24 protein-coding genes are annotated in these 23,883 nt (G+C 64.7%); 16 read left to right on the forward strand and 8 right to left on the reverse strand.

Annotated elements, in window-relative coordinates; genetic code table 11:
- The first annotated feature begins 32 nt into the window (after positions 1–32).
- The 11 genes from AWB78_RS18850 to AWB78_RS18900 all read left to right on the forward strand — a co-directional run bounded on the left by AWB78_RS18850 (position 33) and on the right by AWB78_RS18900 (position 10,571).
- On the forward strand, positions 33–731 hold the full coding sequence (locus tag AWB78_RS18850; protein WP_062606959.1) for an RraA family protein: 699 nt from the start codon (positions 33–35) through the stop codon (positions 729–731).
- Positions 731–1,678 (forward strand): hydroxyacid dehydrogenase, encoded by a 948-nt coding sequence (locus AWB78_RS18855; RefSeq protein ID WP_062606961.1) that lies wholly within the window; start codon positions 731–733, stop codon positions 1,676–1,678. The genes AWB78_RS18850 and AWB78_RS18855 overlap by 1 nt, the downstream gene beginning before the upstream one ends.
- A 22-nt stretch (positions 1,679–1,700) precedes the next feature.
- Entirely contained in the window at positions 1,701–2,624 is a 924-nt protein-coding gene (locus tag AWB78_RS18860; RefSeq protein ID WP_062607115.1) for an SMP-30/gluconolactonase/LRE family protein, read from the forward strand.
- Between the two features lie 61 nt (positions 2,625–2,685).
- Entirely contained in the window at positions 2,686–4,065 is a 1,380-nt protein-coding gene (locus tag AWB78_RS18865) for an MFS transporter (RefSeq protein WP_062606963.1), read from the forward strand.
- 58 nt (positions 4,066–4,123) lie between these two features.
- A complete protein-coding gene (locus AWB78_RS18870; protein WP_062606965.1) occupies positions 4,124–5,275 on the forward strand; it encodes a porin in 1,152 nt (383 codons plus the stop codon).
- Between the two features lie 10 nt (positions 5,276–5,285).
- Complete coding sequence (locus tag AWB78_RS18875; protein WP_062606967.1) at positions 5,286–6,533, forward strand: MFS transporter; 1,248 nt, start codon at positions 5,286–5,288, stop codon at positions 6,531–6,533.
- A 14-nt stretch (positions 6,534–6,547) separates the two neighbouring features.
- Complete coding sequence (locus tag AWB78_RS18880) at positions 6,548–7,873, forward strand: MFS transporter (protein ID WP_062606969.1); 1,326 nt, start codon at positions 6,548–6,550, stop codon at positions 7,871–7,873.
- 2 nt (positions 7,874–7,875) lie between these two features.
- Entirely contained in the window at positions 7,876–8,805 is a 930-nt protein-coding gene (locus AWB78_RS18885) for an amidohydrolase family protein (RefSeq protein WP_062606970.1), read from the forward strand.
- Positions 8,806–9,030: 225 nt separating this feature from the next.
- Positions 9,031–9,540, forward strand: coding sequence for a helix-turn-helix domain-containing protein (locus AWB78_RS18890; protein WP_062606972.1), 510 nt, complete (start codon positions 9,031–9,033; stop codon positions 9,538–9,540).
- The gene (locus tag AWB78_RS18895; RefSeq protein ID WP_062606974.1) at positions 9,537–9,953 is read left to right on the forward strand and encodes a VOC family protein; all 417 of its coding nucleotides are present in this window, start codon (positions 9,537–9,539) and stop codon (positions 9,951–9,953) included. Before AWB78_RS18890 ends, AWB78_RS18895 begins: the two co-directional genes overlap by 4 nt.
- Positions 9,954–10,040: 87 nt before the next feature.
- Positions 10,041–10,571 carry an SLATT domain-containing protein gene (locus AWB78_RS18900; protein ID WP_232477743.1) on the forward strand — a complete coding sequence of 177 codons (531 nt, stop codon included), beginning with the start codon at positions 10,041–10,043 and terminating at the stop codon, positions 10,569–10,571.
- Here AWB78_RS18900 and AWB78_RS18905 read toward each other — a convergent pair.
- Positions 10,543–11,595 carry a GlxA family transcriptional regulator gene (locus AWB78_RS18905; protein WP_062606975.1) on the reverse strand — a complete coding sequence of 351 codons (1,053 nt, stop codon included), beginning with the start codon at positions 11,593–11,595 and terminating at the stop codon, positions 10,543–10,545. The two genes, AWB78_RS18900 and AWB78_RS18905, sit on opposite strands and share 29 nt — an antisense overlap.
- Before the next feature lie 215 nt (positions 11,596–11,810).
- Between AWB78_RS18905 and AWB78_RS18910 the strand changes: the two genes are divergently transcribed.
- A complete protein-coding gene (locus AWB78_RS18910; protein ID WP_062606977.1) occupies positions 11,811–12,779 on the forward strand; it encodes a homocysteine S-methyltransferase family protein in 969 nt (322 codons plus the stop codon).
- Positions 12,780–13,074: 295 nt separating this feature from the next.
- The gene (locus AWB78_RS18915) at positions 13,075–13,986 is read left to right on the forward strand and encodes a hypothetical protein (RefSeq protein WP_062606978.1); all 912 of its coding nucleotides are present in this window, start codon (positions 13,075–13,077) and stop codon (positions 13,984–13,986) included.
- Between the two features lie 68 nt (positions 13,987–14,054).
- Here the strand turns inward: AWB78_RS18915 and AWB78_RS18920 are convergent, their stop codons facing one another.
- Both AWB78_RS18920 and AWB78_RS18925 read right to left on the reverse strand, forming a co-directional pair.
- Positions 14,055–14,273 (reverse strand): hypothetical protein, encoded by a 219-nt coding sequence (locus AWB78_RS18920; protein ID WP_062606980.1) that lies wholly within the window; start codon positions 14,271–14,273, stop codon positions 14,055–14,057.
- Between the two features lie 287 nt (positions 14,274–14,560).
- Positions 14,561–15,403, reverse strand: coding sequence for an EamA family transporter (locus tag AWB78_RS18925; protein WP_062606982.1), 843 nt, complete (start codon positions 15,401–15,403; stop codon positions 14,561–14,563).
- Between the two features lie 104 nt (positions 15,404–15,507).
- Between AWB78_RS18925 and gcvA the strand changes: the two genes are divergently transcribed.
- Positions 15,508–16,416 carry a transcriptional regulator GcvA gene (gene gcvA / locus AWB78_RS18930; RefSeq protein WP_062606984.1) on the forward strand — a complete coding sequence of 303 codons (909 nt, stop codon included), beginning with the start codon at positions 15,508–15,510 and terminating at the stop codon, positions 16,414–16,416.
- Positions 16,417–16,443: 27 nt separating this feature from the next.
- Here the strand turns inward: gcvA and AWB78_RS18935 are convergent, their stop codons facing one another.
- On the reverse strand, positions 16,444–18,630 hold the full coding sequence (locus tag AWB78_RS18935; RefSeq protein WP_157697550.1) for a TonB-dependent receptor: 2,187 nt from the start codon (positions 18,628–18,630) through the stop codon (positions 16,444–16,446).
- Between the two features lie 185 nt (positions 18,631–18,815).
- Entirely contained in the window at positions 18,816–19,172 is a 357-nt protein-coding gene (locus AWB78_RS18940) for a winged helix DNA-binding protein (protein ID WP_062606988.1), read from the reverse strand.
- 177 nt (positions 19,173–19,349) lie between these two features.
- Here AWB78_RS18940 and AWB78_RS18945 point away from each other — a divergent pair, with 177 nt between their 5' ends.
- On the forward strand, positions 19,350–19,643 hold the full coding sequence (locus AWB78_RS18945) for a hypothetical protein (RefSeq protein ID WP_157697551.1): 294 nt from the start codon (positions 19,350–19,352) through the stop codon (positions 19,641–19,643).
- Between the two features lie 81 nt (positions 19,644–19,724).
- On the forward strand, positions 19,725–20,297 hold the full coding sequence (locus AWB78_RS18950) for a hypothetical protein (protein ID WP_062606992.1): 573 nt from the start codon (positions 19,725–19,727) through the stop codon (positions 20,295–20,297).
- Positions 20,298–20,432: 135 nt separating this feature from the next.
- Here the strand turns inward: AWB78_RS18950 and AWB78_RS18955 are convergent, their stop codons facing one another.
- The 3 genes from AWB78_RS18955 to leuC form a co-directional block, all read right to left on the reverse strand.
- Positions 20,433–21,755, reverse strand: coding sequence for a 2-hydroxycarboxylate transporter family protein (locus AWB78_RS18955; protein WP_062606994.1), 1,323 nt, complete (start codon positions 21,753–21,755; stop codon positions 20,433–20,435).
- A gap of 70 nt (positions 21,756–21,825) precedes the next feature.
- Positions 21,826–22,470, reverse strand: a complete 645-nt coding sequence (leuD, locus tag AWB78_RS18960) for a 3-isopropylmalate dehydratase small subunit (protein ID WP_062606997.1) — start codon at positions 22,468–22,470, stop codon at positions 21,826–21,828.
- Positions 22,463–23,857, reverse strand: a complete 1,395-nt coding sequence (gene leuC, locus AWB78_RS18965; protein ID WP_062606999.1) for a 3-isopropylmalate dehydratase large subunit — start codon at positions 23,855–23,857, stop codon at positions 22,463–22,465. The genes leuD and leuC overlap by 8 nt, the downstream gene beginning before the upstream one ends.
- Positions 23,858–23,883: the final 26 nt, after the last annotated feature.

The following is a 23,883-nucleotide window of genomic DNA, read 5'->3' on the forward strand; positions in this document are numbered from 1 at the left end:
CATCGTACAACATGACCTTCGAGGTGAAATTCATGAGCATGACGTCCGCAGGCAATTCCCCCATCAATCGCAATATCGAGCGCGTATCGCCGGAGCTCGTCGAAGCGGCGGCGAAGTATCAGGCGGCCATCCTCGCCGATGTCGCCGGCCGTCGCGGCACCGTGCATGGCCGCGTGAAGCCGCTGTCGCCGACGATGAAAGTCGCCGGTCCGGCCGTGACCGTCGAAGTGCGTCCCGGCGACAATCTCGCGCTCCACGCCGCGCTGGCCATCGCGAAGCCGGGCGATGTGATCGTCGTCGATGGCAAGGGCGATGTCACCTGCGCGCTGCTCGGCGAAATCATGGCGACGCAGGCGAAGGCGAGCGGCATCGCGGGCATCATCATCGACGCGGCGGTGCGCGATGCGCACGAGCTCGCGCAGGGCGACTATCCGATCTTCTCGGCGGGCCTGAATCCGTGCGGCCCGACCAAGAGCGTCGCCGGTCTCGTGAACGCGCCGATCTCCATCGGCGGCACGGCGGTGAATCCGGGCGATCTCGTCGTCGGCGATGCCGATGGCGTCGTCGTCATTCCGCGCAAGGATGTCGCGCGCATCGTCGATCTCGCGCAGAAGAAGCTCGACATGGAAACCGCGCGCATCGCCGCCATTCACAAGGGCGACGTGCGTCCCGGCTGGGTCGAGAAAGAGCTGCGCGCCGCCGGCATGCTGGCCGAAGGCGAGGCACTGTGATGCAGACGACTTCGCACAAGCCCGTCGTTCTCGTGACGGCAGCCGATCTCGCGCCGCAAGCGCTCGACATGCTCGGCCGGTTCGAGGTCGTCTATGCGGGCAAGCAGCCGACCGAAGACGATGTCGTCGCGCTCTGCAAGCAGCACAAGCCGGTCGCGATCATCGTGCGCTACGGCAAGGTGAACGCGCGCATCATGGACGCCGCCGAAAACCTGCAAGTGATTTCGAAGCACGGCAGCGGCATCGACGTGATCGATCAGGCAGCGGCGGCCGAACGCGGCATCGCGGTGCGCGCGGCTGTCGGCGCGAACGCGGCGGCGGTGTCGGAACATACGTGGGCGCTGATTCTCGCGTGCGCCAAGGCCGTCCCTCAACTCGATGCGCGCATGCGCGAAGGCCACTGGGACAAGTCGACGCACAAGTCGGTCGAGCTCGCGGGGCGCACGCTCGGGCTCGTCGGGCTGGGCGCGATCGGCCGGCGGGTCGCATCGGCGGGGCTCGCGTTCGGCATGAACGTCGTCGCGTTCGATCCGTATGCGAAGGAAGCGCCCGAAGGCGTGACGCTCGTCGCGCTCGACGCGCTGTACGCGGAATCGGACATCGTCTCGCTGCATTGCCCGCTCACGGACGGGAACCGCAAGATGCTCGACCGCGACGCCTTCGCGCGCTTCAGGCAAGGCGCGATTCTCGTCAACACGGCGCGCGGCGGTCTCATCGACGAAACCGCGCTCGCCGAGGCGCTCGCCTCGGGCCAGTTGCGTTCAGCCGGTCTCGACAGCTTCGACATCGAGCCGATGACCACGCCGCATCCGTTCCAGCGCATCCCTAACGTGATCCTGTCGCCGCATATCGGCGGCGTGAGCGATGCCGCCTACGTGAACATGGGCAAGGGCGCGGCGGCCAACATCCTCGCCGCGCTCGAGGAACACGCCCGCGACGCGGCCTGACGTTCGATAGCAAAGGTTGATCATGTTCTATCTCACATCGCCCGTGGTGCGCGAAGCCGAAGTATTCACGCGCATGCCGGACACCTTCCGCAAGCCCGACGTGCAGACCGACTGGGCGCGCGCCAATCGCGGCGGCATGGCGACGGATTCGTTTCTCGAAGGCCCCGTCTGGGATCCGGACGGCCATCTCTTCGTGACCGACATTCCGCATGGCCGCATCTTCCGGATCACGCCCGCGGGCGAGTGGGATCTCGTCGCGCAGTACGACGGCGAGCCGAACGGCATGAAGCGTTTCGACGATGACCATCTGCTCATCACCGACTATCGCAACGGCCTGATGCTGCTCGATATCACGCGCGGCGACGTGCGGCCTTATCTCGAACGCCGCAACAGCGAGCGCTTCAGGGGCGTGAACGATCTCACGTTCGATTCGCACGGCAACCTCTATTTCACCGATCAGGGGCAAACGGGTCTGCACGATCCGACGGGCCGCGTGTACCGGCTTTCTGTCGACGGCAAGCTCGACATGCTGCTCGGCAATTGCCCGAGCCCGAACGGACTGGTGCTGTCGCCGGACGAGAAGGTGCTGTTCGTCGGCATGACGCGCGGCAACTGCGTGTGGCGTGTCCCGCTTCAGGCCGATGGCTCGGTCAGCAAGGTCGGCCAGTTCTTCACGTCGTATGGACCGAGCGGTCCCGATGGACTGACCGTCGATAGCGAAGGGCGGCTCTTCGTCGCGAATCCCGGACTGGGGCGCGCGTGGGTGCTGAATCACCGCGCGGAGCCCGTCGAGATTCTGACGAGCCCCGAAGGCGCGTCGCTCACCAATCTCTGCTTCGGCGGCGCGGACATGAAGACGCTTTTCATGACCGAGTCCGTGTCCGGAACGATCCTCAAAGCGCGAATGAGCGTGGCGGGACCGCTTGCCAAGCGCGCAAGGAAATAGCCCCGAAGGCCGGCTACACATCAAGACATCGCGCTCGAAGAAGCGCGGTGGAGGAGCAAGCATGAACATTTCGCATACTCTGGGCGCGAGACGTGCCGCGCGCCGTGTGGGCAATGAGCCCGACGCCGCCATCGCCAGCGAGGATTACGCGGCAAGCGAGCGCACGCTCGCGAAGGCATTCCGCCGCATTCTGCCGTTCATCTTCGTCTGCTACGTCATCAGTTATCTCGACAGAACCAATGTCGGATTCGCGGCGCTGACGATGAACAAGGACCTCGGCCTCACCGCCGAGCAGTTCGGCTTCGGCGCGGGGCTGTTCTTCATCGGCTATTTTCTGTTCGAGATCCCGAGCAATCTGATCATGCAGAAGGTCGGTGCGCGCGTATGGATCGCGCGCATCATGATCACGTGGGGCGTCTTTTCGATGGCCACCGCGTTCGTCGTCGGGCCGAAGAGCTTCGCGGCCGCGCGCTTTCTGCTGGGCATCGCCGAAGCCGGTTTCACGCCCGGCATCTACCTCTATTTCACGCACTGGTTTCCGGGCAAGTGGCGCGCGAAGGTGACGGCGGCGTTTCTCGTCGGCATTCCCGTGGCGAACATGATCGGCTCGCCGATTTCCGGCGCGCTGCTTCAGCTCGGCGGCCTGCACGGCCTCAAGAGCTGGCAGTGGCTGCTGCTCATCGAAGGGCTGCCCGCCGTCGCGCTCGGTATCGCGTGTCTGTTCGTGCTCGCGGATCGCCCGGAAAAAGCGCACTGGCTCACCGATGAAGAGAAGTCCGCGCTGGCGCGGCGTCTCGCGCTCGAACAGGGCGATATCGGCGCGAAGCACGGCAGCACGCTGCGCGACGCGATGACCAACTGGCGCGTGTTCGTGCTCGCGTTCATCAACTTCTGCGGGATCGTCGGCTCGCTCGGCGTCGGCTTGTGGATGCCGCAGATCATCCGGCAGTTCGGCGTCGGACACGCGACGGTCGGCTGGCTGACCGCCATTCCATACGCGATCGGCGCCGTGGTCATGCTGTGGTGGGCGCGCGTCGCGGGCCGTTCGCAGAATCGCATTCCGTATGTGGCGGGCGCGCTCGTCGTTGCGGCGGTGGCGCTCTTCGTCAGCACGTTCGTCGACATGCCGCTCTTCAAGCTGATCGCGCTGTGCTTCACCGTGAGCGGCATCCTCGCGTTTCAGGCGACGTACTGGGCCATTCCCTCGGGCTTCCTCACCGGACGCGCCGCCGCCGGCGGACTCGCGCTCATCGTCTCCGTGGGCAATCTCGGCGGTTTCGTCGGCCCGTCGATGATCGGCTTCCTCAAGCAGTTCTCCGGCGGCTTCACCGTGCCGCTCATCGCCGTATCGGCGGTGCTGCTGGTAGGCGCGCTGACCATCGCCTGGCTCGGCGATCCGGGCGCCGACGCCGGCGAAGCGCCTGCCGCGCACACATCCTGATCGCGCGTTTATCACCCACAGTCATCACCACAGTCATCCCCCCTAGTCTGGAGACTCCATGTCGTACAAGAAAGCCGGCCAGCGAGCCAGTTCGAACCTGAGCATCGCGCTTGGAGCCGTCGCGGCAGCAAGCATCACCTTCGTCCCGGCAAGCGCCGATGCGCAGAGCAGCGTGACGCTCTACGGCATCGCCGATATCGGCATCGAGCACATCAACAACACCGCCGCCGGCGGCGCGCAGACGCGCGAAGTGTCGGGCAATCTCTCCGGCTCGCGCTGGGGCATGAAGGGCGTCGAGGACCTCGGCGGCGGAATGAAGGCGATCTTCGTCCTCGAAAGCGGCTTCAACCTGAACGACGGCACCTCCGCGCAATCCACGCGCGGCCTCGGCGCGGGCGCGACCACGACCACGCGGCTCTTTGGCCGTCAGGCGTGGGTCGGCCTGTCGTTCAAGGATCAGCAGTTGACCTTCGGCCGGCAGAACTCGCTGCTGTACGAACAGGCCGTCGTGTTCGATCCGATGGGCGCGTCGTCCCGATACTCTTCGTTGTCCGTCGACTACGCGATGGCCGGGCGCATCGACAACTCGGCGAAGTACACCGGCTGGTTCGGCCCGCTGACCGCGCAGGCGATGTACAGCACGCGTTACGACACGGGCTACGGCAGCGAGGTGCCAGGCGCGCAGCTCACTGGCCGCTTCTTCAGCGGCGCGCTGACCTACGCGACCGGGCCGTTCGCCGCGAGCGTGTCCTACGAGCAGCGCAACAGCAACACCGTCGCGACGAACACCGATACCGAGCGCCGCGCGACCGCCGCCGCGACGTATGTGTTCGGGCCGGTGAAGGGCTTCGCGGGCTATCGCTATCTGCGGGCGTCGAACGCGTTCCTGCCGGCGAGCCCCATCAATGTCGCCAACGGCTCGGAAGCGAACGCCGCGAACCTGTACTGGGCGGGCGCGCAGTACAACGTGACGCCGTCTTTCAATCTGACCGCGACGGCCTACTACCAGGACGTCCACTCGACGAGCGCGGACCCGTGGCTCGCCGTGCTCTGCGCGGACTACCTGCTGTCCAAGCGCACCGACGTCTACGCGACCGCCGCCTTCGCGCGCAACACGAACGGCTCCGCGCTGGGCGTGAACGGCTACGGCACGGTCGCGCCGGGCTACAACCAGACCGGCGTGGTCGTCGGTATGCGGCAGAAGTTCTGAGGACGATGGCATGACGACCGCAGCTCAGCCGCCGGGTCCGGGTCTTGCCGGACGCCTGTTTCCGGCGCTCACGGAGGCGTCGCTGCGGCGTTATCTGGGCGGGCAGGTCGCGTCCGTGCTGGGAAGCTGGACCCAGAACGTGACGCTGAATCTGCTCGTGTATCACCTGTCGGGCTCCGCCGCGATTCTCGCGCTGCTCAACTTTCTGCTGTACGGGCCGCAGCTCGTCGTCGCGCCCGTCGCGGGTTCGCGGATCCGCTCGGCGAATGCGAAGCGCGTGACGCTGTGCGTGCTGATGGTGTCGCTGATGCTGACGGCGAGCCTCTTCGCGTTGTCGATGCTCGGCGTGCTGGGCGTGAAGCTGATTCTCGCGCATGCGCTCGCCATCGGCATATCGAGCGCGGTGGAGACGCCCGCGCGACAAGTGTTGCTGCTGACCAGCCTGCGCGATGCGCGTCACACGTCCAACGCCGTCGCGATGAACACGATGGTCTACAACGTGGGCCGCATGGTGGGCCCGACCATCGCCGGGTTCGTCTATCCGGCGTTCGGGCCTGAAGCATCGTTCGTGATCTACGCGCTCGCGCTCTGCTTCATGGCGACCTGCGTGCGTTCGATCAAACCGCACGCGGCGGCGCGGCCGTCGCGCGCGGACAGCAGCCTGCGCGATGCGGTCGGCTACGTGATGTCCGATGCCTTCTCGGCGCGCTATCTGCCGATTCTCGCGTGCATCGGACTCTTCGCGGGCAGTTATCAGACGCTCGTGCCCTTGCTGGCCGACCGCGGCTTTCACGATGCGGCGCGCTTCACCGGCGTGTTTTTCGCGTGCGCGGGCGCGGGGTCGCTGAGCGCGGCGGTGCTGCTGTCGTCGGCGTGGGGGTCGCGGGCATCGCGGCGATGCATTGCGTGGGCGCCGTGGAGCGCCGTCGCCGCGCTGCTCGTCCTGGCGATGACCACGGCGGCATCGGCATCGATACCCGCGTTCTTTGCGCTCGGCTTCAGCCTCACGTTCGCCGCGACATCGACGAACGCAACCATTCAGCGGCAGTGCCCGGAGCACGTGCGCGGCGGGCTCGTCGGCATGTACGGCATGGCCTACAACGGCACGATGCCGTTCGGCTATCTGCTCGTCGGCACGGTCTCGGAAGCGCTCGGCGTGCGTCACACCTTCGCGGCCATGGCGATCGTGCTGGCCGCGGGCGTCATGTCGATTACCGCATTGCAACGATTCAGGGAACAGCGCTCAGGCGCACAATAGACTGGGAGACAGAAATGCAAGCTACTGGTGTCATGGAGAAATCCGCAATCGAGCGCCGCACCATACGCAAGGTCGTATGGCGGCTCATCCCTTTCCTGATGATCTGCTACCTGCTCGCGTTTATCGACCGGGGCAACGTGGGCATGGCATCGCTGCAGATGAACCACGATCTCGGCATGTCGGCGCGGGTCTTCGGCTTCGGCAGCAGCCTCTTCTTCGTCTCGTACTTCCTCTGCGAAGTGCCGAGCAATCTTGCGATGCAGAAGTACGGCGCGCGCATCTGGATCGCGCGCATCATGATCACGTGGGGCATCGTATCGGCGGCGACGGCGCTCGTGCACAACGCGACGACCTTCTACATACTGCGCTTCCTGCTCGGCGCGGCCGAAGCCGGATTCTTTCCGGGCGTGCTGCTGTATCTCTCGTACTGGATTCCGGCGTCGTATCGCGCGCGCATCGTTGCGACTTTCATGGTGGCGATTCCCGCCGCGAGTTTCATCGGCTCGCCGATCTCGGCGCTGCTCCTGCAGATGGACGGCATCGGCGGTCTGCGCGGCTGGCACTGGCTGTTTCTGCTCGAAGGCATTCCCACCGTGCTGCTCGGCATCGCCTGTCTGTTCGTGCTGACCAACAAGCCGGAAAACGCGACCTGGCTCGACGAAGACGAGCGCAAATGGCTCATCAACGCGCTCGCGACCGAGCACAAGGCGCCGAAGAAAGTCGCGCAGATGCCGCTCACTCAACTGTTCCGCAACCGCTATGTGCTGTGTCTCGCGCTCGTCTGCACGTGCGCGTCGGCGGCGGGCAGCACGCTGGGCGTCTGGCAGCCGCAGTTGCTGAAGTCGTTCGGCCTCACGGTGATGCAGACCGGCCTGCTGAACGCGATTCCGTATGCGGTGGCATCGGTGCTGATGGTGTATTGGGGACGCCGTTCGGATCGTGTCGGCGAGCGCCGCTGGCATACCGTGATTCCGATGCTGCTGATCGGTCTGGGACTGCTCGCGACTTCGTTGAGCGGCGCATTGGTGCCGACCGTCGCGATGTTGTGCGCGGTGCTCGTCGGCGCGTATTCGTTCAAGGGCCCGTTCTGGGCGCTCGCGACGGGCATGCTGTCGAACAGCGCGGTCGCGGCGGGTCTCGCCACGGTGAATGCGATCGCGAACCTGCTCGGCGGCGGCCTGATGGTCAACGTCTACGGCTGGGTCAAGGAAGCGACGGGCAGCTATGCGCTCGCGTTGATGCCGCTCGCGATTCTCACGCTCGTCAGCGTGACGACCTTGCTGCTGTTGACGCGCAATGGGCACGCAAGACAGTTGACGAACAAGACGGAGACTGTCTGAGCATGACGACGAACCGACGCGCGTTCCTGCGCTACGCGGGAGCGTTGACAGCCGCATGCGCGCTGCCGGCCACGACATTCGCCGATGAAACCTGGTCGAGCGGCACGCAGCCGCCATCATTCAGATTGCCCGATGGCGCCATCGACTGCCACATGCATATCTACGACGACCGGTTTCCCATCGCGGCGGGCGCGACGCTGCGTCCGCCGAACGCGACGGTCGCGCAGTATCGGGCCTTGCAGAAGAGGCTCGGCGTGAGCCGAAACGTGGTCGTCACGCCATCGACGTACGGCACGGACAACCGCTGCACGCTGGACGCGCTGAAGCACTTCGGCGACGACGCGCGCGGCGTGGCCGTCGTCGATGCATCGGTGACGGACGACGAGCTTCACGCGCTGCATCGCGGCGGCATCCGCGCGATCCGCTTCAACCTGAGCTTTCCGGGCGCGGCGACGGCGGAGATGATCGCACCGCTGGCGGCGCGCATCGCGAATCTCGGATGGCATATCGAGATCGTGATTCCGGGCGCGAAGCTTCCCGCCATCGAAAGTCAGTTGTCGGCGTTGCCGTGTCCGCTCGTCATCGACCATATCGCGCACGTGCCGCAGCCGGAAGGCACGTCGTCCGAGGCGTTCCGCGCGGCGCGCCGGCTCGTCGAGAAGGGCAATACGTGGATCACGTTGTCGGGCCCATACGTCGACACGAAATCGGGCGCGCCGGCGTATGCGGACGTCGCGCCGGTCGCGAAGGCGTTCATCGACATGGCGCCGGAGCGGATGCTGTGGGGCACGGACTGGCCGCATCCGAGCGAGAAGGGCGCGAAGCCCGGCGACGCGATTCTGGTCGATGTGATCGCCGGATGGATCGGCCGCGCCGACTGGCAACGGATGATCTTCGTGTCGAATCCGGCGAAGCTGTATGGGTTCGCGTAGCGCGGGCGCAATTCGCTGAAGTGGGTTGAGAACCGGCCGCTGTCCGCCGCGTTGCGCTTCGATGTCGCGCATTAAGATGTTTTCTGTCTCTCTTGCTCTTTCTTCTCCGGGAAGTGAGCGATCTTCGCGTCGTGCGGATTCCGTTCCGCACGACGTTTTCTTTTGCGGACGGGGTTTGCGCGCGTCGGGCTACACTACGTCCACACTTTTCGCGCTCCCAACGCCATGCCATCCCGCGATCACGACAGCGCCGACGCCCTGCAGGATCCCGCTCTGCTGCGCCGTCTCCTGCGCGCCAAGGACCGCATGGACGCGTCCTCGCACGAAGCCTGGCCGGTCCGCCGTCTCGCCGCCGTCAGCGGCGTGTCCGAAGCGCATTTCGCGCGCTCGTTCAAGCGCGCGTTCGGCATTCCGCCGCATCGCTATCTGCTCACGCGGCGCATCGAGCAGGCCGTCACGCTGTTGCGCGACACCGATCTCGCCATCACGGACATCGCCTTCGTCACGGGCTGGGAAAGCCTCGGCACCTTCGGCCGCATCTTCCGCGACATCACCGGCCGCAGCCCCGGCGCGATGCGCATCGAATCCCGCGCCGATGCCGCCGCGCTCGGGCGCGTGCCCGCGTGCGTGCTGAAGGCGGCGCAGCGCCCCGATCTCACGATGGCAGTTTTGGAGAAGCGGCGGCGCGTCGCGAAAGGTACAGTGCGGCCATCTTCAACGAAGGAGGTCACATGAACCAGGGCATCAGCGTGGTGGGCGTGTATGTCGACGATCAGGACGAAGCGCTCGCGTTTTACGTCGGCAAGCTCGGCTTTCGCGTCCACACGGATGTGCGCAACGGCGCTTACCGATGGCTCACCGTGCAGCATCCGGATCAGCCGTCGTTCCAGCTCGGCCTGTTCGCGCCGGGGCCGCCCGTTCACGACGACGCCACCGCGCACACGCTGCGGGCGATGGTCGCGAAGGGCGCGATGCCGCCGCTCGTGCTGTCCGTCGCGGACTGCCGCGCCACGTATGAGCGCCTGAAAGCGGGCGGCGTGGAGTTCACGCAGGAGCCGGTCGAGCGCTTCGGCAGCGTCGACGCCGGATTCCGCGATCCTGCCGGCAACGGCTGGAAGATGATTCAGGCGCCGCGCAACGACGCCTGAGATCGACGACTGACCGCGCCTCGGATCGGGACACGATCCGTCCGCATCGGCCCGCAAGATACGGTCTGTTCGCAGAGTATTTACAACATGATGACCGTATCGACCTCGCTCGAATCGCCGCGGCGCGATTCCGTTTCCGCGCATGACCCGCCTCGCGACACACGATCGCTCGTGCTGGCGTGGATCAGGCGCGCCCGCGAATCGCAGATTCGCCATTACACGATGGCCGATCGCCTCACGCGCTACGGCAGGCGGCTCGGCCTAGCCGTCATCGGCATCACGGCGGCGACGGGCACGTCGGCGTTTCTGTCGCTCGTCGCGACGGGCGTGTCGCCGGGCGTGCGCGTCGCTATCGGCATGACGAGTCTGAGCGCCGCCGTGCTCGCGTCGTTGCAGACCTTTCTGCGCTACAGCGAGCGCGCCGAGCTGCATCGCCGGGCGGGCGCGCAGTACGGCGCGGTGCGGCGTCGGCTCGAAGCGATCCACGCGGCCGATTCCCGCGCGCCCGACGTGCGCGAGATCGACGCCGTGCGCGACGAGCTCGATCACATCGCGCAGACCGCGCCGCATCTGCCGCGCCGGCTGGCAGTCAGCGCGCCGGTGAGCGATCCTCGCTGATGCATCCGATCGCGTCGCGCATCGCGCCGAAGCGTCGGCGATATTGCGCCGGCGTGAGGCTCACCTTGCGCCGGAACAGGCGGCTGAAGAACCCGGCGTCTTCATAGCCGACTTCATTGGCGATGGCCTCGATCGGCTGATGATCCGTTTCGAGCATCTGCTTGGCTTCCTCCAGCCGCAGCGTGTGCACGTAAGCGAGCGGCGACATGCCTGTCGCCAGCTGGAAGCGCCGGTTGAACGAGCGCTCGGGCAGGCCGCTCATCTGCATCATCGCGCTGACGGGCGAGGGCTGCGCGTAATGCTCGGCAATCCACGACTGGCAGCGCGCGATGACGGCATCTTCCGCCTGCCGCGTGCGCGCGAGCCGCGCGAACGGCTGCTGGCCGACGTCGTGCCAGTCGACCAGATTGATGCGCGCCGTCTGCATCGCGGTTTCGATGCCCGCGAGCCGCGCGATCAGATACAGCGCGAGATCGAGCCACGACGTGCCGCCGCCCGCCATGATGAGCCGCTCGCCGTCGCCCGACGCGACGAGCGCGCGATGCGAACGCACCTTGATCGACGGATAGCGCCGCGCCATGAAATCGCAGTACGCCCAGTGCGTGGTGGCGTCGAGGCCGTCGAGCAGGCCCGCTTCCGCGAGCAGGATCGCGCCGGAGCAGGCCGTCGCGAGAATCTTGCCTTGCGCGTGACAGCGCTTCAGGCACGCGATCTCTTCGTCGAAGCGGCCCGCGAGCGGCTCGCCGGGCGGCACGAGCAACTCGGGCACGCAGATGACGTCGGCGTTGTCGCAGGCATCGAGCGTCGCGTCCGCCGTGATGCGCACGTTGTTGCCCGCGACGAACGCGCCGCCGTGCCGCGACACGACCACAGGCGCGATCGGCGCGAGCCCCGGCGTGCCTTCGACGATGAGACCCCAGTCGCGTCCCGCCGACATGAACATGTCGTACATGCCATACACCACCGACGCCGATGTCTCGGGCAGCGCGAGGATGCAGATGCGCACGGGTGATCGGTCGTTCATGGCCGTTTTGTCCGGTAAGTTGCCGAAATGGCTTTGGCGTCATGCGGGCGCCGGTCGTATCGTGGGTCCGTCGCAATGTTATTAAAGTGTAAGGAAGGCGTTCGCGCCAGCGCGCATCGCAGCGACGGGCGCGCGGGCGAGCGTGTTGTAGCTCCTTCTTTCATTGGACATTGCCGGCGCACTTCCTGACGTGACCTCGTTGACGGAGCAAGACCATGAGCCAGTACCGCACGCACCTTCCGCAGCTCGACGACGCGCTTTTCATGACCGACGGCGGCATCGAAACGACGCTGATCTTTCACGAAGGCATCGAGCTGCCTTGCTTCGCCGCGTTCGATCTCCTGAAGGACGCTGCGGGCACGGCGCGCCTCGAAACCTATTTCCGGCGCTATGCGGGCCTCGCGCGAAGCGAGGGCATCGGTCTCGTGCTCGAAGCGCCGACCTGGCGCGCGAATGCGGACTGGGGCCGCAAGCTGGGCTATTCGGCCGAAGCGCTCGCGGAAGCCAACCGGCGCGCGATCGATCTGCTCGTGCGGGTGCGCGACGAGTTCGAGTCGCCGGACACGCCCATCGTCATCAGCGGATGTCTGGGCCCGCGCGGCGATGGGTATCGCATCGATTCACGCATGACGCGCGAAGAAGCGCGAGCGTATCACCAGCCGCAGATCGACACGCTCGCGGCGACGGAAGCCGACATGATCGCGGCGTTCACGATCACGTATCCGGAAGAGGGCATCGGCGTGATCGATGCCGCGCGCTCGCGCGCCATGCCCGTCGCGATTTCGTTCACGCTGGAGACCGACGGACGCCTGCCTTCGGGCGACGCGTTGCGCGATGTCATCGAGCGCGCCGATGCGCAGACGGATGCCTATGCCGCGTACTACATGATCAACTGCGCGCATCCGTCGCATTTCGAAACCGTGCTGGGCGATGGCGGCGCATGGCGGGACCGCGTGCATGGCATCCGCGCGAACGCTTCACGGCTGAGTCATGCCGAACTCGACGAAGCCGCCGATCTCGACGACGGCAATCCCGAGGAACTCGGCGCGCAATATCGCGCGTTGAATGGGTTGCTGCCGCGCCTGAACGTGGTGGGCGGATGCTGCGGCACGGATCATCGCCATGTGGGCGCGATCTGCAGCGCGATGAAGGGCGCGAGAGGGCAGTACGCGAACGCGATTTGATTCGCGGTGGCGGATGGCGGGCGCTATCGGCGTTTCGAGGTACGAACGATTTGCGGGGATATCGAGGCTCGACCGTCGCGAGAAGAACTGCCGAATACGCTCTTTTCGCGACCGTCGAACGCGCTCGCAAGCATCGACATCGATGCTCGATTCACCTGATGATTGCGCGCGGTTCGATGCCTTTGTTAGCGCTTTCGAAACACTGTCCGGTGTGCTACGGTGATCCGTATGCATGCTTGCGGGCGATCGCTGATTGTCGATCGGCCTTCCGAAATGATTCGGACGGAGTGTGACGATGGACCAGCGAAGCGGCTCACTGTCGCTTTATTCCGTGATCTGCCCCAGATGCGAGACGCTTTCCTCCGTGGAGGAGAATTCGTGCCCATACTGCGGCGCCGATCGCCACGGCGCGGTGCTCACGAGCGGCGCAATAACGGCGGTGCAGGCGGTCGAAGCGTCGCGCGGCGCGAGGCGCCATCTGCTCGAACTGACCGATGTGAACCGCGTCGAGTGCTTCCCGAACCGTGCCGGATATGAAGCGCGTTTGCCCGCGCCCGCGGTCGACCGTGTGTCCGTGCTCGAAGCGCCGCGCAGGTCGAATTCCATGCTGGCCACCGTCGCAATGGCGGGCGTCGTGATCGGCGCATGTGTTCTCGTGCGCGGCTACTTCGAACATCAGCCGTCCGCGCCGCGCGCCGGAGCGGTTCCTGTCGCGGTCGCGGGAACCGTCCGTCAGGTCGCTCCGAAGATGGATGTTGCCGACAGAGTCTTGGAAGCCCGATCTCCCGATGCGCCGACTTCTCCGGTTCACACTGCTTCGCCGTTGATTCCGGTGGTCGCGTCGAGCAAGGACAGCACGCATCAACCGGTGGCTTCCCAACGCCCGATCGAAACGAAGCCTCCGGCGGCCCGCACGGTGCGCCCGCAAAAGACCGCTTCCAAAGCCGCCGCCGCGTGCCCGCAAAAATCGGATCGCGCGTGCGCAGGGACGACGCAGCGCCAGGCGTCGAAAGCGCAACAGAAACGCGTCGAGCCGAAGCGCGCGGAGCCGAAGCAACGGCAAGCGAGCAAGGCGCCCGCTCATCCCGAAGCCGCGCAAGCGAAATCCGGAACGAAGGATTTCCAGAAAGTGACGGCCATTCCCGCGCCCGTCAAACCCGCCATGACAGCCGACGACAGCTGGAAACCCAGCAAGAAGAACAACTAGCGCGGACTGAAGAGAGGAAAGCTCGATGAGGATGCGCTTCGCGCGACACGCGAAGCGCGTTGCGATGGTTACTCGGCGGCTTGCCAGTGGTCGTCGACGGTCTTGTCGGTGATACGCACCTTCGCCAGCATGGGCGAATAGCCGCGCAGCTTGATCTCGTCGACGGCGAGCCGCTCCGAGCGATAAACCTGCTGCGTGATTCTCGTGCCGTCGTGGAATTCGAGGGCATAGCCGTCGATCGGTCCCCACTGGCCCTTCGGCATCGGTTCGATATAGACATTCTGCATCGCGTTTCTCCAGCGTGATTGGAAAGCACTGGGCGGTTCGCAGCGGCGAACGTGCACCTCTTGTATAAGAGGTTATCGAAGAAACGGCGACGGGCAGCATCGGTGCGTGGCGCCGCGCACCAAATAAAAACATAGAGAAATCAATGCGTTAAAGGCGATATTTCATGATGAGAAAGCCTGTTGTCCGATGTGCAACCCGCGCCGTGCTGCCATGCAGCGCAAATTTTCGAGAAACGGACCTCAATTCCGTATCGTGAAATGCTCGGGCCGCGCGTCGCGGCGATGCCTCACAGGCCCAGACAGACCGCCCCGGCCGCGACGACCACGCACGCCAGCCAGCGTTTCGCGCTGACCGGCTCCTGGAGAAACACGCGCCCGATGAGCGCCGCGAACACGACGCTCGTCTCGCGCAACGCGGAAACCGCGCCCATCGCGCCGGCCTGCATCGCCCAGATGACGATGCCGTAGGCGGCGATCGACACGAGCCCGCCCGCGAGCGACGAGCCCACGGCCATCGGCGTTTCCGTAAGCGGGGACCAGAGCGCGGGAGCGCCGCGCTTCGCGACGAAGATCACCGGCATGAGCCAGTAGAACATGAACATCCACGCGGTGTAGGTGAGCGCTTCGCCGTCGGAGAGACGCACGCCGATGCCGTCGATGACGGTATAGATCGCGATGGTCACGCCCGTGGTCAACGCGGCGAGCGCGCCCGCGCGCGACACGCGGCCGCCTTGCAACGCGAGCGCCATGATGCCGCCCGATATCAGCGCGATCCCGAGCGCGTGCAGCGGGCCGATCGCCTCGTGCGCGAAGATCGCCGCGCCGAGCGTGACGAGCATCGGCGATGAGCCGCGCGCGATCGGATAAGCCTGCGCGAGATCGCCGCGACGATACGAGCGCACGAGGCTCACGTTATAGACGATGTGCACCAGACCCGAGGCGACGATATACGGCCACGCGGCTTTCGGCGGCAACGGCAGGTACAGCACGACGCACGCGGAGACGACCCCGATGGCGATGCTCATCCAGGTCATCGAGAGGAAGCGGTCGCGATTGCCGTGAAGCATCGCGTTCCAGCTCGCGTGCAGCACCGCTGCAAAAAGGACGACACCGCCGGTATAGCTGAACATGCGCTTTGTTTCGCTGATGTGACAGATGATTCGTAGAATATCTATCTTGTAGGCGGGCAACAAACCATTAAAATTGCGCGGTCGCGTTAGAAAATCTCTTTCGAATGAGATCGCCATTGCCATCGCTCAACGCGCTGCGCGCTTTCGAAGCCGCGGGCCGTCTCGGCAGCTTCAAGCAAGCCGCGGCAGAACTGCACGTGACGCAAGGCGCAATCAGCCAGCAGGTGCGGCTGCTCGAGGCGTGGCTCGGTGCGACGCTGTTCGAGCGCCACAACCGGCGCGTGGTGCTGACACCGGCGGCGCGCGTCTATCTCGCGGACGTCGGTCCGCTCTTCGATCAGCTTTCGCAGGCCACCGCGCGCTATGGCTTGTCGGAAGCCGTATCGCGTACGCTCACCGTGAATTCGCTCGCGACGTTCACCTTGCGCTGGCTCGTGCCGAGACTGGAGAAGTTCCGCGCGCGTCATCCGGATGTCGAGGTGCGGATAGAGACATCGAACGAGCCGGTGGAAAGGCTGAAAGATGCCTACGACATCGTGATCCGGGGCGGCCCCGACACGTTCTATGGCTACGTCATGCGGCCTTTTCTGTCGGAGGCGCGCTTGCCGGTATGCAGTCCCGCGCTGCTGCGGCGCGTGCCCTTGCGAACGCCTGAAGACATGCGGCGGCACACGCTGCTGCATACGTCGAGCCTGCCGCGCGTCTGGCCGGACTGGCTCGCGCAGGCGAACGTCCCTTCGCTCGTGCCCGCGGCGGTGCTGACCTTCGATCACTTCTATCTGACCTTGCAGGCGGCGGTCGACGGCATGGGCATCGCGATGGGACCGACCGCGCTCGTCGCCGACGATCTCGCCGCGGGCCGGCTCGTCGCGCCGTTCGCGGCGCCGCGTCTGCCGTCGCGCAGCTACTGCACCTATGTTGCCGATGAAAAAGCCGGCGACGATCTGATCGTGCTGTTTCGCTCGTGGCTGGAGCAGGAAGGCGCGGCGTTCGCGAGCGGGCCTGAGGCGTGAGGTGTTTCGAGCGCGCTCGCGCGCCCGTCACCAGAAGTAAGTCGCCTTGACGCCAAACGTGCGCGGCGCGGCGAACGCGTAGCGATACGAGTTATCGAAGGTGTATTCCTCGGCGGCCGTGAAAACGCGCGCATTGGTCACGTTGCGCACGTACGCCATCAACTCGACGTTCTTCTGGCTCGGTATCCATGTCGCCGAAAGATCGGCTGTCAGATACGGCTTCTGATAATCGTCGCCGTAGTTGTAGATCGTGAAGTGCTGGCCGCTCTGGAACTTCGCATTCATCCTGCCGATGATGCGCCCGGCCGCCATCGTCCACGCATGTTCGAGACCGAGGCCGATCGTCATCGCGGGGCTTTGCGGCGGCGCGTTGCCGGCGAGCTGCACGTTCTGGCCGCTGCCGTCATCGACGATGAAATCGGTAAAGCGCGCATGCAGCCATGCCACCGACAAGGTCACGAGGCCGATGGGATCGACGAGCGCGCGGATATCGGCATCCGCGCCATAGATGTGCGTGCGCCCGGCGTTGACGATCTTCGTGCCGACGCGGCCATCCGCGAACGGCACGAGCTGCGCGATCTGCTGGCCCGAGTAGTCGTAGTCGAACACGCTCGCATTGATCTGCACGCGCTGCGCATTCCACAGCGACTTCGTGCCGATCTCGATGCCCTTCAACGTCTCCGGCGCATACGAACCCGACGACGAGAAGCCGCCCGACTTATAACCGGTGTCGTAGCGCACGTAGTTCATCACCGCGGACGTGGGCGCATATTCGGCGGCGAGGTGGAGGGTCGGCTTCGACCATGAGCCCGCGTCGTTCTGCGGCACATGCGTATAGACGAAGGGCAGCTGATCGGAATCCGCGAAGAAGTATTGACCGTCGCGGCTTTTTTGATCGCGCGTCACGCGCATGCCCGCGGTCAGCCTGATCTTGTCGGTCACCCAGTAGGACGACTGGCCATACACGGCGGTGGATGTCGTGTGGACGCCGTAAGCGAACGCGAGCGTCGGCTGATAGATGCCGTTGTCGAACGGCGATTCGTTCGCGCTATACAGCGACGACGCTTCATGAAAGTACGACACGCCCGCCTGCCACGACCATCGTCCGTCGCCGAGCGAGCTCACGCGCACTTCGTGATTCTGCGTCTTCGGAAACTCGTTCTGCCGGTACGACACGGGCGCATCGGGGCTCGTGCTGCTGTCGCCGTCATGACGCCAGGTCAGATTGTCGTAGCTGCCCGTATAGCTCAGCTCGACGCCGGGAAAATCGTAAGCGACGCTCCAGCGCGCGACCGTATCGTCGATGCTGAGCGATTGCGGCGTCGCATAGGTGAACGTGCGCGGATCGGCGGGGAAGGGCGGCTTCGCGTGCGAGAGATCGCCGTTCGCATCGTAGATATAGGGAATGTCGAGCGAGACCGGGCCGACGCCCTTCAACGTCGTCTGCTGCGCGGTGAAGAGCATGCGCAGATGCGACGCCGGCCGGAGCGCGACGGTGAGCCGCCCCGAGCGCGTATTCTCGTCGTCGCCGTCCGCTTGGGGCGCGTTGTTCAGGTAGCCGTCGTGGCGGCGCGAAATGGCCGCGACGCGAAACTGCAGCACGTCGTTCACCGGCACGTTGATCATCGCTTCCAGATTGCGCGTGGCGTAGTTGCCGAGATCGACGGATGCGCTGCCTTCGAATCGCGTCGTGGGCTTCGCCGTCACGATATCGACGATGCCGCCCACCGCATTGCGGCCGTAGAGCGTGCCTTGCGGGCCGCGCAGCACGGAGATGTGATCGAGATCGTAGAGCGTGCCGGAAAGCGCATACGGGCGATTGTTCGAGCTTCCGTCGGTCACCACGACGACTGAAGGATCGCCGATCTCGGTCGTGTCGCGGCTCGATATCCCGCGGATCGTCAGCACCGGCACGACGGTCTGCACTTGCGCGTAGTTGAGATCCGGCGCCATCGACGCGAGCGACTTGATATCGCTGACGCCGACATTGTCGATGAACGACGGGCCATAGACGCTCATCGCGATCGGCGTGCGCTGCTCGGGCGCGGGCTGCTTTTCGGCCCTGACGACGATGGGCGCGAGCTGTTGGGCGTTCGGGTTGTCCTCGTCCGCGCGGGCGCCGATCGCGGGAAACGCGCAGGCGCTCGCGACGAACAGGCGCACGGCCATCGACACACGACGGCAATGGACGGCTTCGAAATGCGAGAAAGACATGACAATCGCAGACTGATGCAGCACAACACCTGCGATTGCTACGGAGGCTGTCGGACACTGCGGGCCGGTCCCGCTCTCCGATGGGGATATCGACCTAAGTGGAAAATCTTTCTGCGTGGTTACGCCGGAAAGCGACGGATTATAACGTTTGAGGCGCCGCTTCGTGGTAGGGCTTCAGGCGCCGTTCAGCGCTTTTTCTTTGCTTCCTCGAGACACGCCGCCAGCTTTTCAAAATAATCCAACGCCTTGCGCGTCGGCACGACGGTCTTGATGCGCAGATCGTCGCTGCTTTCTTCGACGGACACGAGACCGCGCTTTCTCAGGTTCGTCAGCTTGCGATGCACGGTTGCGGGCGCACCCGCGACGGACAGCCCCATGGTCTCCGTGACCGTGAGCGTATGTCCCGCATGCCATGAGGCCGTGAGCGCTTCGAGCAAGCGTTCCTCGGCGGCATCGAGCTTGGGCACCGAAGGCAATGCCTGCACCGCCTGCGCGAGATTCAGGAAGCGGAAATAGGCATCGAAAACGGTCTTTTTGGCCATGAACAATCATGAGAAGTGAATGCGAATCAATCATAGCATCTGCCAAAAAGCGCTACATGAGGAAAAGCCAAGTATTTATCACCATGATAAGTAAGTGCTAACATGGCGTATCGAATCAGGGCGATCGGAAGCAGGGCGCAATGCTCTCTTGCCTGAGCGAATTTCGGGGACATGGGCGTGACTCAAGAACGCAACTTCACCTACATCACAGCGCATTTCATCGAGCAGGAAATCGGGCATCTCGCAAGAATGATCCCCTCGCGGCATTGGCATCGCAGCGCGGCGTGGCCGGTGTCGTACTGGCGCGAGCGCATCGAGGCGCTTCGGCACGCGCCCGCCATCGCGCCGGAGCAGCGTGCGGAATTGAGCGCGCTGCTCGATGAGCTGGAGCGAATCGCGCAGCAACTCACCTCGTCGCCGAAGCGCGGCGAGATGCCAAAAGGCGAAGCACGGCGCATAAGCGCGGCATAAGCGCGGCGTAGGCGCGGTATAAGCGCGCGCGGCGCTGCGGTAAGATGAGCGCTCCGCCGCCGCTCAACTGGCTCGCCGCCAATGTCTTCCTTTCAACTCCGCCTGTGCTCCGTCGTCGGCACAGCGCTCTTTTTTATCGCGTCGCTCTGGGTCAATCAGGAAATCTTTACCCATTCGGAATTCGTGCGCGGCGTGAACTGGGTCTATCTCCCGGCGGGCGTTCGGCTTCTCAGCACGCTTCTGCTCGGCGCGGATGGTGCAATCGGGCTGCTGATCGTAAGCTGGATCGTCGATTTCTTCTATTTCTTTCCCAACGATCCGCTCAGGTCATTCGTGGGCGGGATCATCGCGACCGCCGCGCCTTATGCCGTATATCGGCTGGCGCGTGAAATCTATGGACTCGACGCGTCGTTATCGAATCTGACTGCGGCGCGGCTGATGGTGCTCACCCTCGCCTACGCGCTCGCCGGCCCGCTGCTGCATAACATCTGGTTCTATCTTCAGGGCGATGCGCAGAACATCGCGTCGCGATTCTTCGCGATGTTCGTCGGCGATCTGTCCGGCACGATGATCGTCATCTACACGCTCAAGGCCGTACTGCATTTTTTGCCGATGCCGCGCCGCCCGGAAGCGGACAACGGCCGGGAACCGTAATTACGCCCCCGATCGTCTCGGGGGCGCCTTGGCTTTCTCTCTCAGGTTCCGTCTTGTCATGCCCGCTACGTCGTGTACTCTATCACTTGCTTATCATGATGATAAGTTGATTCGTGAGCGCGGCGCATTCCTGTCTCATCCGAACAACTTCATCATCAGCGTGGCGAACACGACCATGCCCGCGCCGCCGATGCGCGTCGAGATCTGCGCGAAGGGCATGAGTCCCATGCGGTTCGACGACGAGAGAATCGCGACATCGCCCGTGCCGCCGAGTCCGCTGTGGCACGCGGTGATGATCGCGGCCTCGACGGGATACATCTTCAGCCATGCGCCGACGAAAAAGCCCGACACGACCATCGCCGCGACCGTCGATGCGCAAATCACGAAGTATGCGAGCGAGAATGCGCCGACGAGCTTGTCCCACGACACGAAGAGCGTGCCCAGACCGACGAGAATCGCGAAGGTGAGATTCGTCGACATGAACTTGTAGATCTGATACGCGCCGATTTCCATGCGTTCCGGAATGGCGCGCGCGACCTTCAGAACGGCTGCCGCGACGATCATCAGCACGGGGCCCGGAATGCCCGTGACCGGCGCGAGCAGCATGCCGAGAATGAAGAGCGTGCAGCCGAGCAGCAGGCCGAAGCCCATCAGGCGCAGATCGAGCGCCGCCTCCGCTTTCTGCTCTTTCAGGAGCGCCTGATCGTCGCCGCTCTTCACGAGCATGCCGTCGCCGCTATAGGCGCGATGCTTTTCGCCGAAGCGCTTGAGCAGCCCGCTCGCGAGAATCGCGACGACATTGCCGATGAGCGCCGCGGGCACCATCATCGCGATGAGATGACCTTGCGCCGCGCCGGTGATCTCCGCATAGCCGATCGACAAGGGCAGAATGCCTTCGCCGATGCCGCCGCCGAGAATCGGCATCACGATATAGAAGAACGTGTGCTTCGGGTCATAGCCGAACATGAGGCCGGCGGCCACGCCTGCCGCGATCGCCGTCACCGTGCCGACGAGCAGGGGCACGAACATCTTGAGAAAGCCTTGAATCAGGATCTTGCGATTCATCCCGAGGATGCTGCCCGCGACGAGACACGCGATATAGAGGTATTGCAGGTTCGCGGTCTTCATCGTCGTGGTGATGGCCTTGAGCGCGGCGTCGTCCATCAGCTTGTAGCCGAGCAGCGCGGAAGGCACGAAGAGGCACAGGATCGCGGGGCCGCCGATATGCCTGAACACCGGAATGCGTCTGCCGATCTCGCCGAGCAAAAGACCCGATAGCATCAGCACGGCGAAACCGCCGATCATGTCGTTCGGAAGTTTGCCGGTGATCGCGGCGAGTATCGTCACGAGCGAGAGCGCCGCGAACATCGCGAGCGGCATGCCGCCGACGGTCAGCATCGAGAAACGGGCGCGCAGGCCGAGCGGCGCTGCGCCCGTGCGTAGCGAAGGGCTTTCCATGAGGTGTCTCCTGATTTGAGGATGATGCGGCGCGGGACGCTCAGGCGTCTCTTGTTCGGGCTTCGCTGCGTTACGCCGCCTGAGTCTTGCGTTGCTTCGGAAGGTCGATCTGCATCCACGGATGAGCGGCCTCGTGCCTCGCTTCGAACGCGCGGATCGCGTCGCTGTCCGCGAGCGTCATGCCGATCATGTCGAGGCCTTCGATGAACATGCGTTTTTGCCGCGGCGGGAGATCGAACGCGTAATGCACGCCGTCGCTCGTCGTCACGCGTTGATTCGCGACGTCGATGTTCAGTCGATTCGTGTTCGCATCGCTCACATGCGCGCTCAGTTTCGCGACGACGGATTCATCGAGCGTAATGAGCAACAGCCGGTTGTTCTGCGCATTGAAGTAGAAGATCTCGCCGAAGCTCGGCGCGATGACCGCATCGATGCCGGCCTGTTGCAAGCCCCACACGGCATGCTCGCGGCTCGATCCGCAGCCGAAGTTCGCGCCCGTCACGAGAATGCGCGCGCCTTCGTATTCGGGCCTGTTCAGCACGAACTCTTCACGCGCCTTGCCCGATGCATCGAAACGCAAGTCATGCAGCACGCCGCGCGCGAGACCGGATTTATCGATGCCGAACAGAAACTGCTTCGGCATGATCTGGTCGGTATCGAGATTGTTCAGGGGAAGCGGCGCGGCGATGCCCGCCAGTGTTGCGTGCTCAGACATGCTGGAACTCCTTGCGTACATCGACGATGCGGCCCGCGATCGCGGCGGCGGCGGCCATTGCCGGGCTCATCAGGTGAGTGCGGGCGCCGCGTCCCTGGCGTCCTTCGAAATTGCGGTTGGTCGTGGAAGCGCAGCGCTGGCCGGCTTGCAGGATGTCATCGTTCATCGCGAGGCACATCGAGCAGCCGGGCTGGCGCCATTCGAAGCCCGCGTCGATCAACGCCTGCGCGATGCCTTCGCGTTCCGCCTGTTCGCGCACCATGCCGGAGCCGGGCACGACCATGGCGCGCACGGAAGGCGCGACCTTGCGGCCGCGCACGACATCGGCGACGGCGCGCAAGTCTTCGATGCGCGCATTCGTGCACGAGCCGATGAACACGTGATCGATCGCGAGGCCGTCGAGCGCCTGGTCCGCATCGAGGCCCATGTACGTGAGCGCCTTCGATGCGTTGTGATGTGCCACGGGTTCATCGGCGAGACGGGGAATGCGCGCATCGATCGCAATCGCCTGATCGGGGCTCGTGCCCCAGGTGACGAACGGCGCGACCTCGCTCGCATCGAAGCGATGCGTGATGTCGAAGGTCGCATCGTCATCGGACTTGAGTTGCTTCCATTGCGCGACGAAAGCATCGGCTTCGATGCGCTCGGCGACATAGCGGATCGTCGTCTCGTCGGGCGCGATCAACGCGCCGCGCGCGCCCGCTTCGACCGTCATGTTGCACAGGGTCATGCGCGCTTCGGCGGAAAGCGCGTCGATCGCGCTGCCCGCATATTCGACGACAAAGCCGCGTGCCCCTTGCGCACCGATCTTCGCGATGATGTAAAGCACGAGATCCTTGGCGGTCGTGCCATCGGGCAACGCGCCTTCCACGACGATGCGCATGTCCTTCGCCACGCGATACACGAGCGTCTGCGTCGCGAGCACGTGCTCCACCTCGGACGTGCCGATGCCGAAGCCCAGCGCGCCGAGCGCGCCATAGGTGGTCGTGTGGCTGTCGCCGCACAGCACGACCATGCCGGGGCGGATCAGCCCGATTTCCGGCGCGACCACATGCTCGATGCCCTGCGCGCGATCGCGCACGTCGAACAGATGAATGCCGTGCTTCACGCAGTTGCGCGTGAAGTTCGCGGCCTGTTGCGCGGCGGCGTCGATCATGATCGTGCGCTTGTCGACGGCGACGGGATGCGTCGGAATCACGTGATCGACGACGCCCATCTGCTTCTCCGGGCAGCGCACCGGCAGGTTCTTTTCGGCGAGGCCCGCGAACGCCTGCGGGCTCGTGTACTCGTTCATGATGTGCAGGTCGGCGTAGAGCGCGACGTGCTCGTCATCGACACGAAAAACCGTGTGGCTGTCCACGATCTTTCGATAAAGCGTCTGTCCCATGCTGTCTCCGTTGAGCCTTAGGTAAG

Source organism: Caballeronia calidae (assembly GCF_900044055.2).
In the GTDB taxonomy this organism is placed as follows: Bacteria; Pseudomonadota; Gammaproteobacteria; order Burkholderiales; family Burkholderiaceae; genus Caballeronia; species Caballeronia calidae.

Excerpts from the sequence above, each read along its gene's own strand:
- AWB78_RS18850 (WP_062606959.1), top strand. The coding sequence starts at position 33 with ATGAGCATGACGTCCGCAGGCAATTCCCCCATCAATCGCAATATCGAG.
- AWB78_RS18855 (WP_062606961.1), top strand. The coding sequence starts at position 731 with ATGCAGACGACTTCGCACAAGCCCGTCGTTCTCGTGACGGCAGCCGAT.
- AWB78_RS18860 (WP_062607115.1), top strand. The coding sequence starts at position 1,701 with ATGTTCTATCTCACATCGCCCGTGGTGCGCGAAGCCGAAGTATTCACG.
- AWB78_RS18865 (WP_062606963.1), top strand. The coding sequence starts at position 2,686 with ATGAACATTTCGCATACTCTGGGCGCGAGACGTGCCGCGCGCCGTGTG.
- AWB78_RS18870 (WP_062606965.1), top strand. The coding sequence starts at position 4,124 with ATGTCGTACAAGAAAGCCGGCCAGCGAGCCAGTTCGAACCTGAGCATC.
- AWB78_RS18875 (WP_062606967.1), top strand. The coding sequence starts at position 5,286 with ATGACGACCGCAGCTCAGCCGCCGGGTCCGGGTCTTGCCGGACGCCTG.
- AWB78_RS18880 (WP_062606969.1), top strand. The coding sequence starts at position 6,548 with ATGCAAGCTACTGGTGTCATGGAGAAATCCGCAATCGAGCGCCGCACC.
- AWB78_RS18885 (WP_062606970.1), top strand. The coding sequence starts at position 7,876 with ATGACGACGAACCGACGCGCGTTCCTGCGCTACGCGGGAGCGTTGACA.
- AWB78_RS18890 (WP_062606972.1), top strand. The coding sequence starts at position 9,031 with ATGCCATCCCGCGATCACGACAGCGCCGACGCCCTGCAGGATCCCGCT.
- AWB78_RS18895 (WP_062606974.1), top strand. The coding sequence starts at position 9,537 with ATGAACCAGGGCATCAGCGTGGTGGGCGTGTATGTCGACGATCAGGAC.
- AWB78_RS18900 (WP_232477743.1), top strand. The coding sequence starts at position 10,041 with ATGATGACCGTATCGACCTCGCTCGAATCGCCGCGGCGCGATTCCGTT.
- AWB78_RS18905 (WP_062606975.1), bottom strand. The coding sequence starts at position 11,595 with ATGAACGACCGATCACCCGTGCGCATCTGCATCCTCGCGCTGCCCGAG.
- AWB78_RS18910 (WP_062606977.1), top strand. The coding sequence starts at position 11,811 with ATGAGCCAGTACCGCACGCACCTTCCGCAGCTCGACGACGCGCTTTTC.
- AWB78_RS18915 (WP_062606978.1), top strand. The coding sequence starts at position 13,075 with ATGGACCAGCGAAGCGGCTCACTGTCGCTTTATTCCGTGATCTGCCCC.
- AWB78_RS18920 (WP_062606980.1), bottom strand. The coding sequence starts at position 14,273 with ATGCAGAATGTCTATATCGAACCGATGCCGAAGGGCCAGTGGGGACCG.
- AWB78_RS18925 (WP_062606982.1), bottom strand. The coding sequence starts at position 15,403 with ATGTTCAGCTATACCGGCGGTGTCGTCCTTTTTGCAGCGGTGCTGCAC.
- gcvA (WP_062606984.1), top strand. The coding sequence starts at position 15,508 with ATGAGATCGCCATTGCCATCGCTCAACGCGCTGCGCGCTTTCGAAGCC.
- AWB78_RS18935 (WP_157697550.1), bottom strand. The coding sequence starts at position 18,630 with ATGTCTTTCTCGCATTTCGAAGCCGTCCATTGCCGTCGTGTGTCGATG.
- AWB78_RS18940 (WP_062606988.1), bottom strand. The coding sequence starts at position 19,172 with ATGGCCAAAAAGACCGTTTTCGATGCCTATTTCCGCTTCCTGAATCTC.
- AWB78_RS18950 (WP_062606992.1), top strand. The coding sequence starts at position 19,725 with ATGTCTTCCTTTCAACTCCGCCTGTGCTCCGTCGTCGGCACAGCGCTC.
- AWB78_RS18955 (WP_062606994.1), bottom strand. The coding sequence starts at position 21,755 with ATGGAAAGCCCTTCGCTACGCACGGGCGCAGCGCCGCTCGGCCTGCGC.
- leuD (WP_062606997.1), bottom strand. The coding sequence starts at position 22,470 with ATGTCTGAGCACGCAACACTGGCGGGCATCGCCGCGCCGCTTCCCCTG.
- leuC (WP_062606999.1), bottom strand. The coding sequence starts at position 23,857 with ATGGGACAGACGCTTTATCGAAAGATCGTGGACAGCCACACGGTTTTT.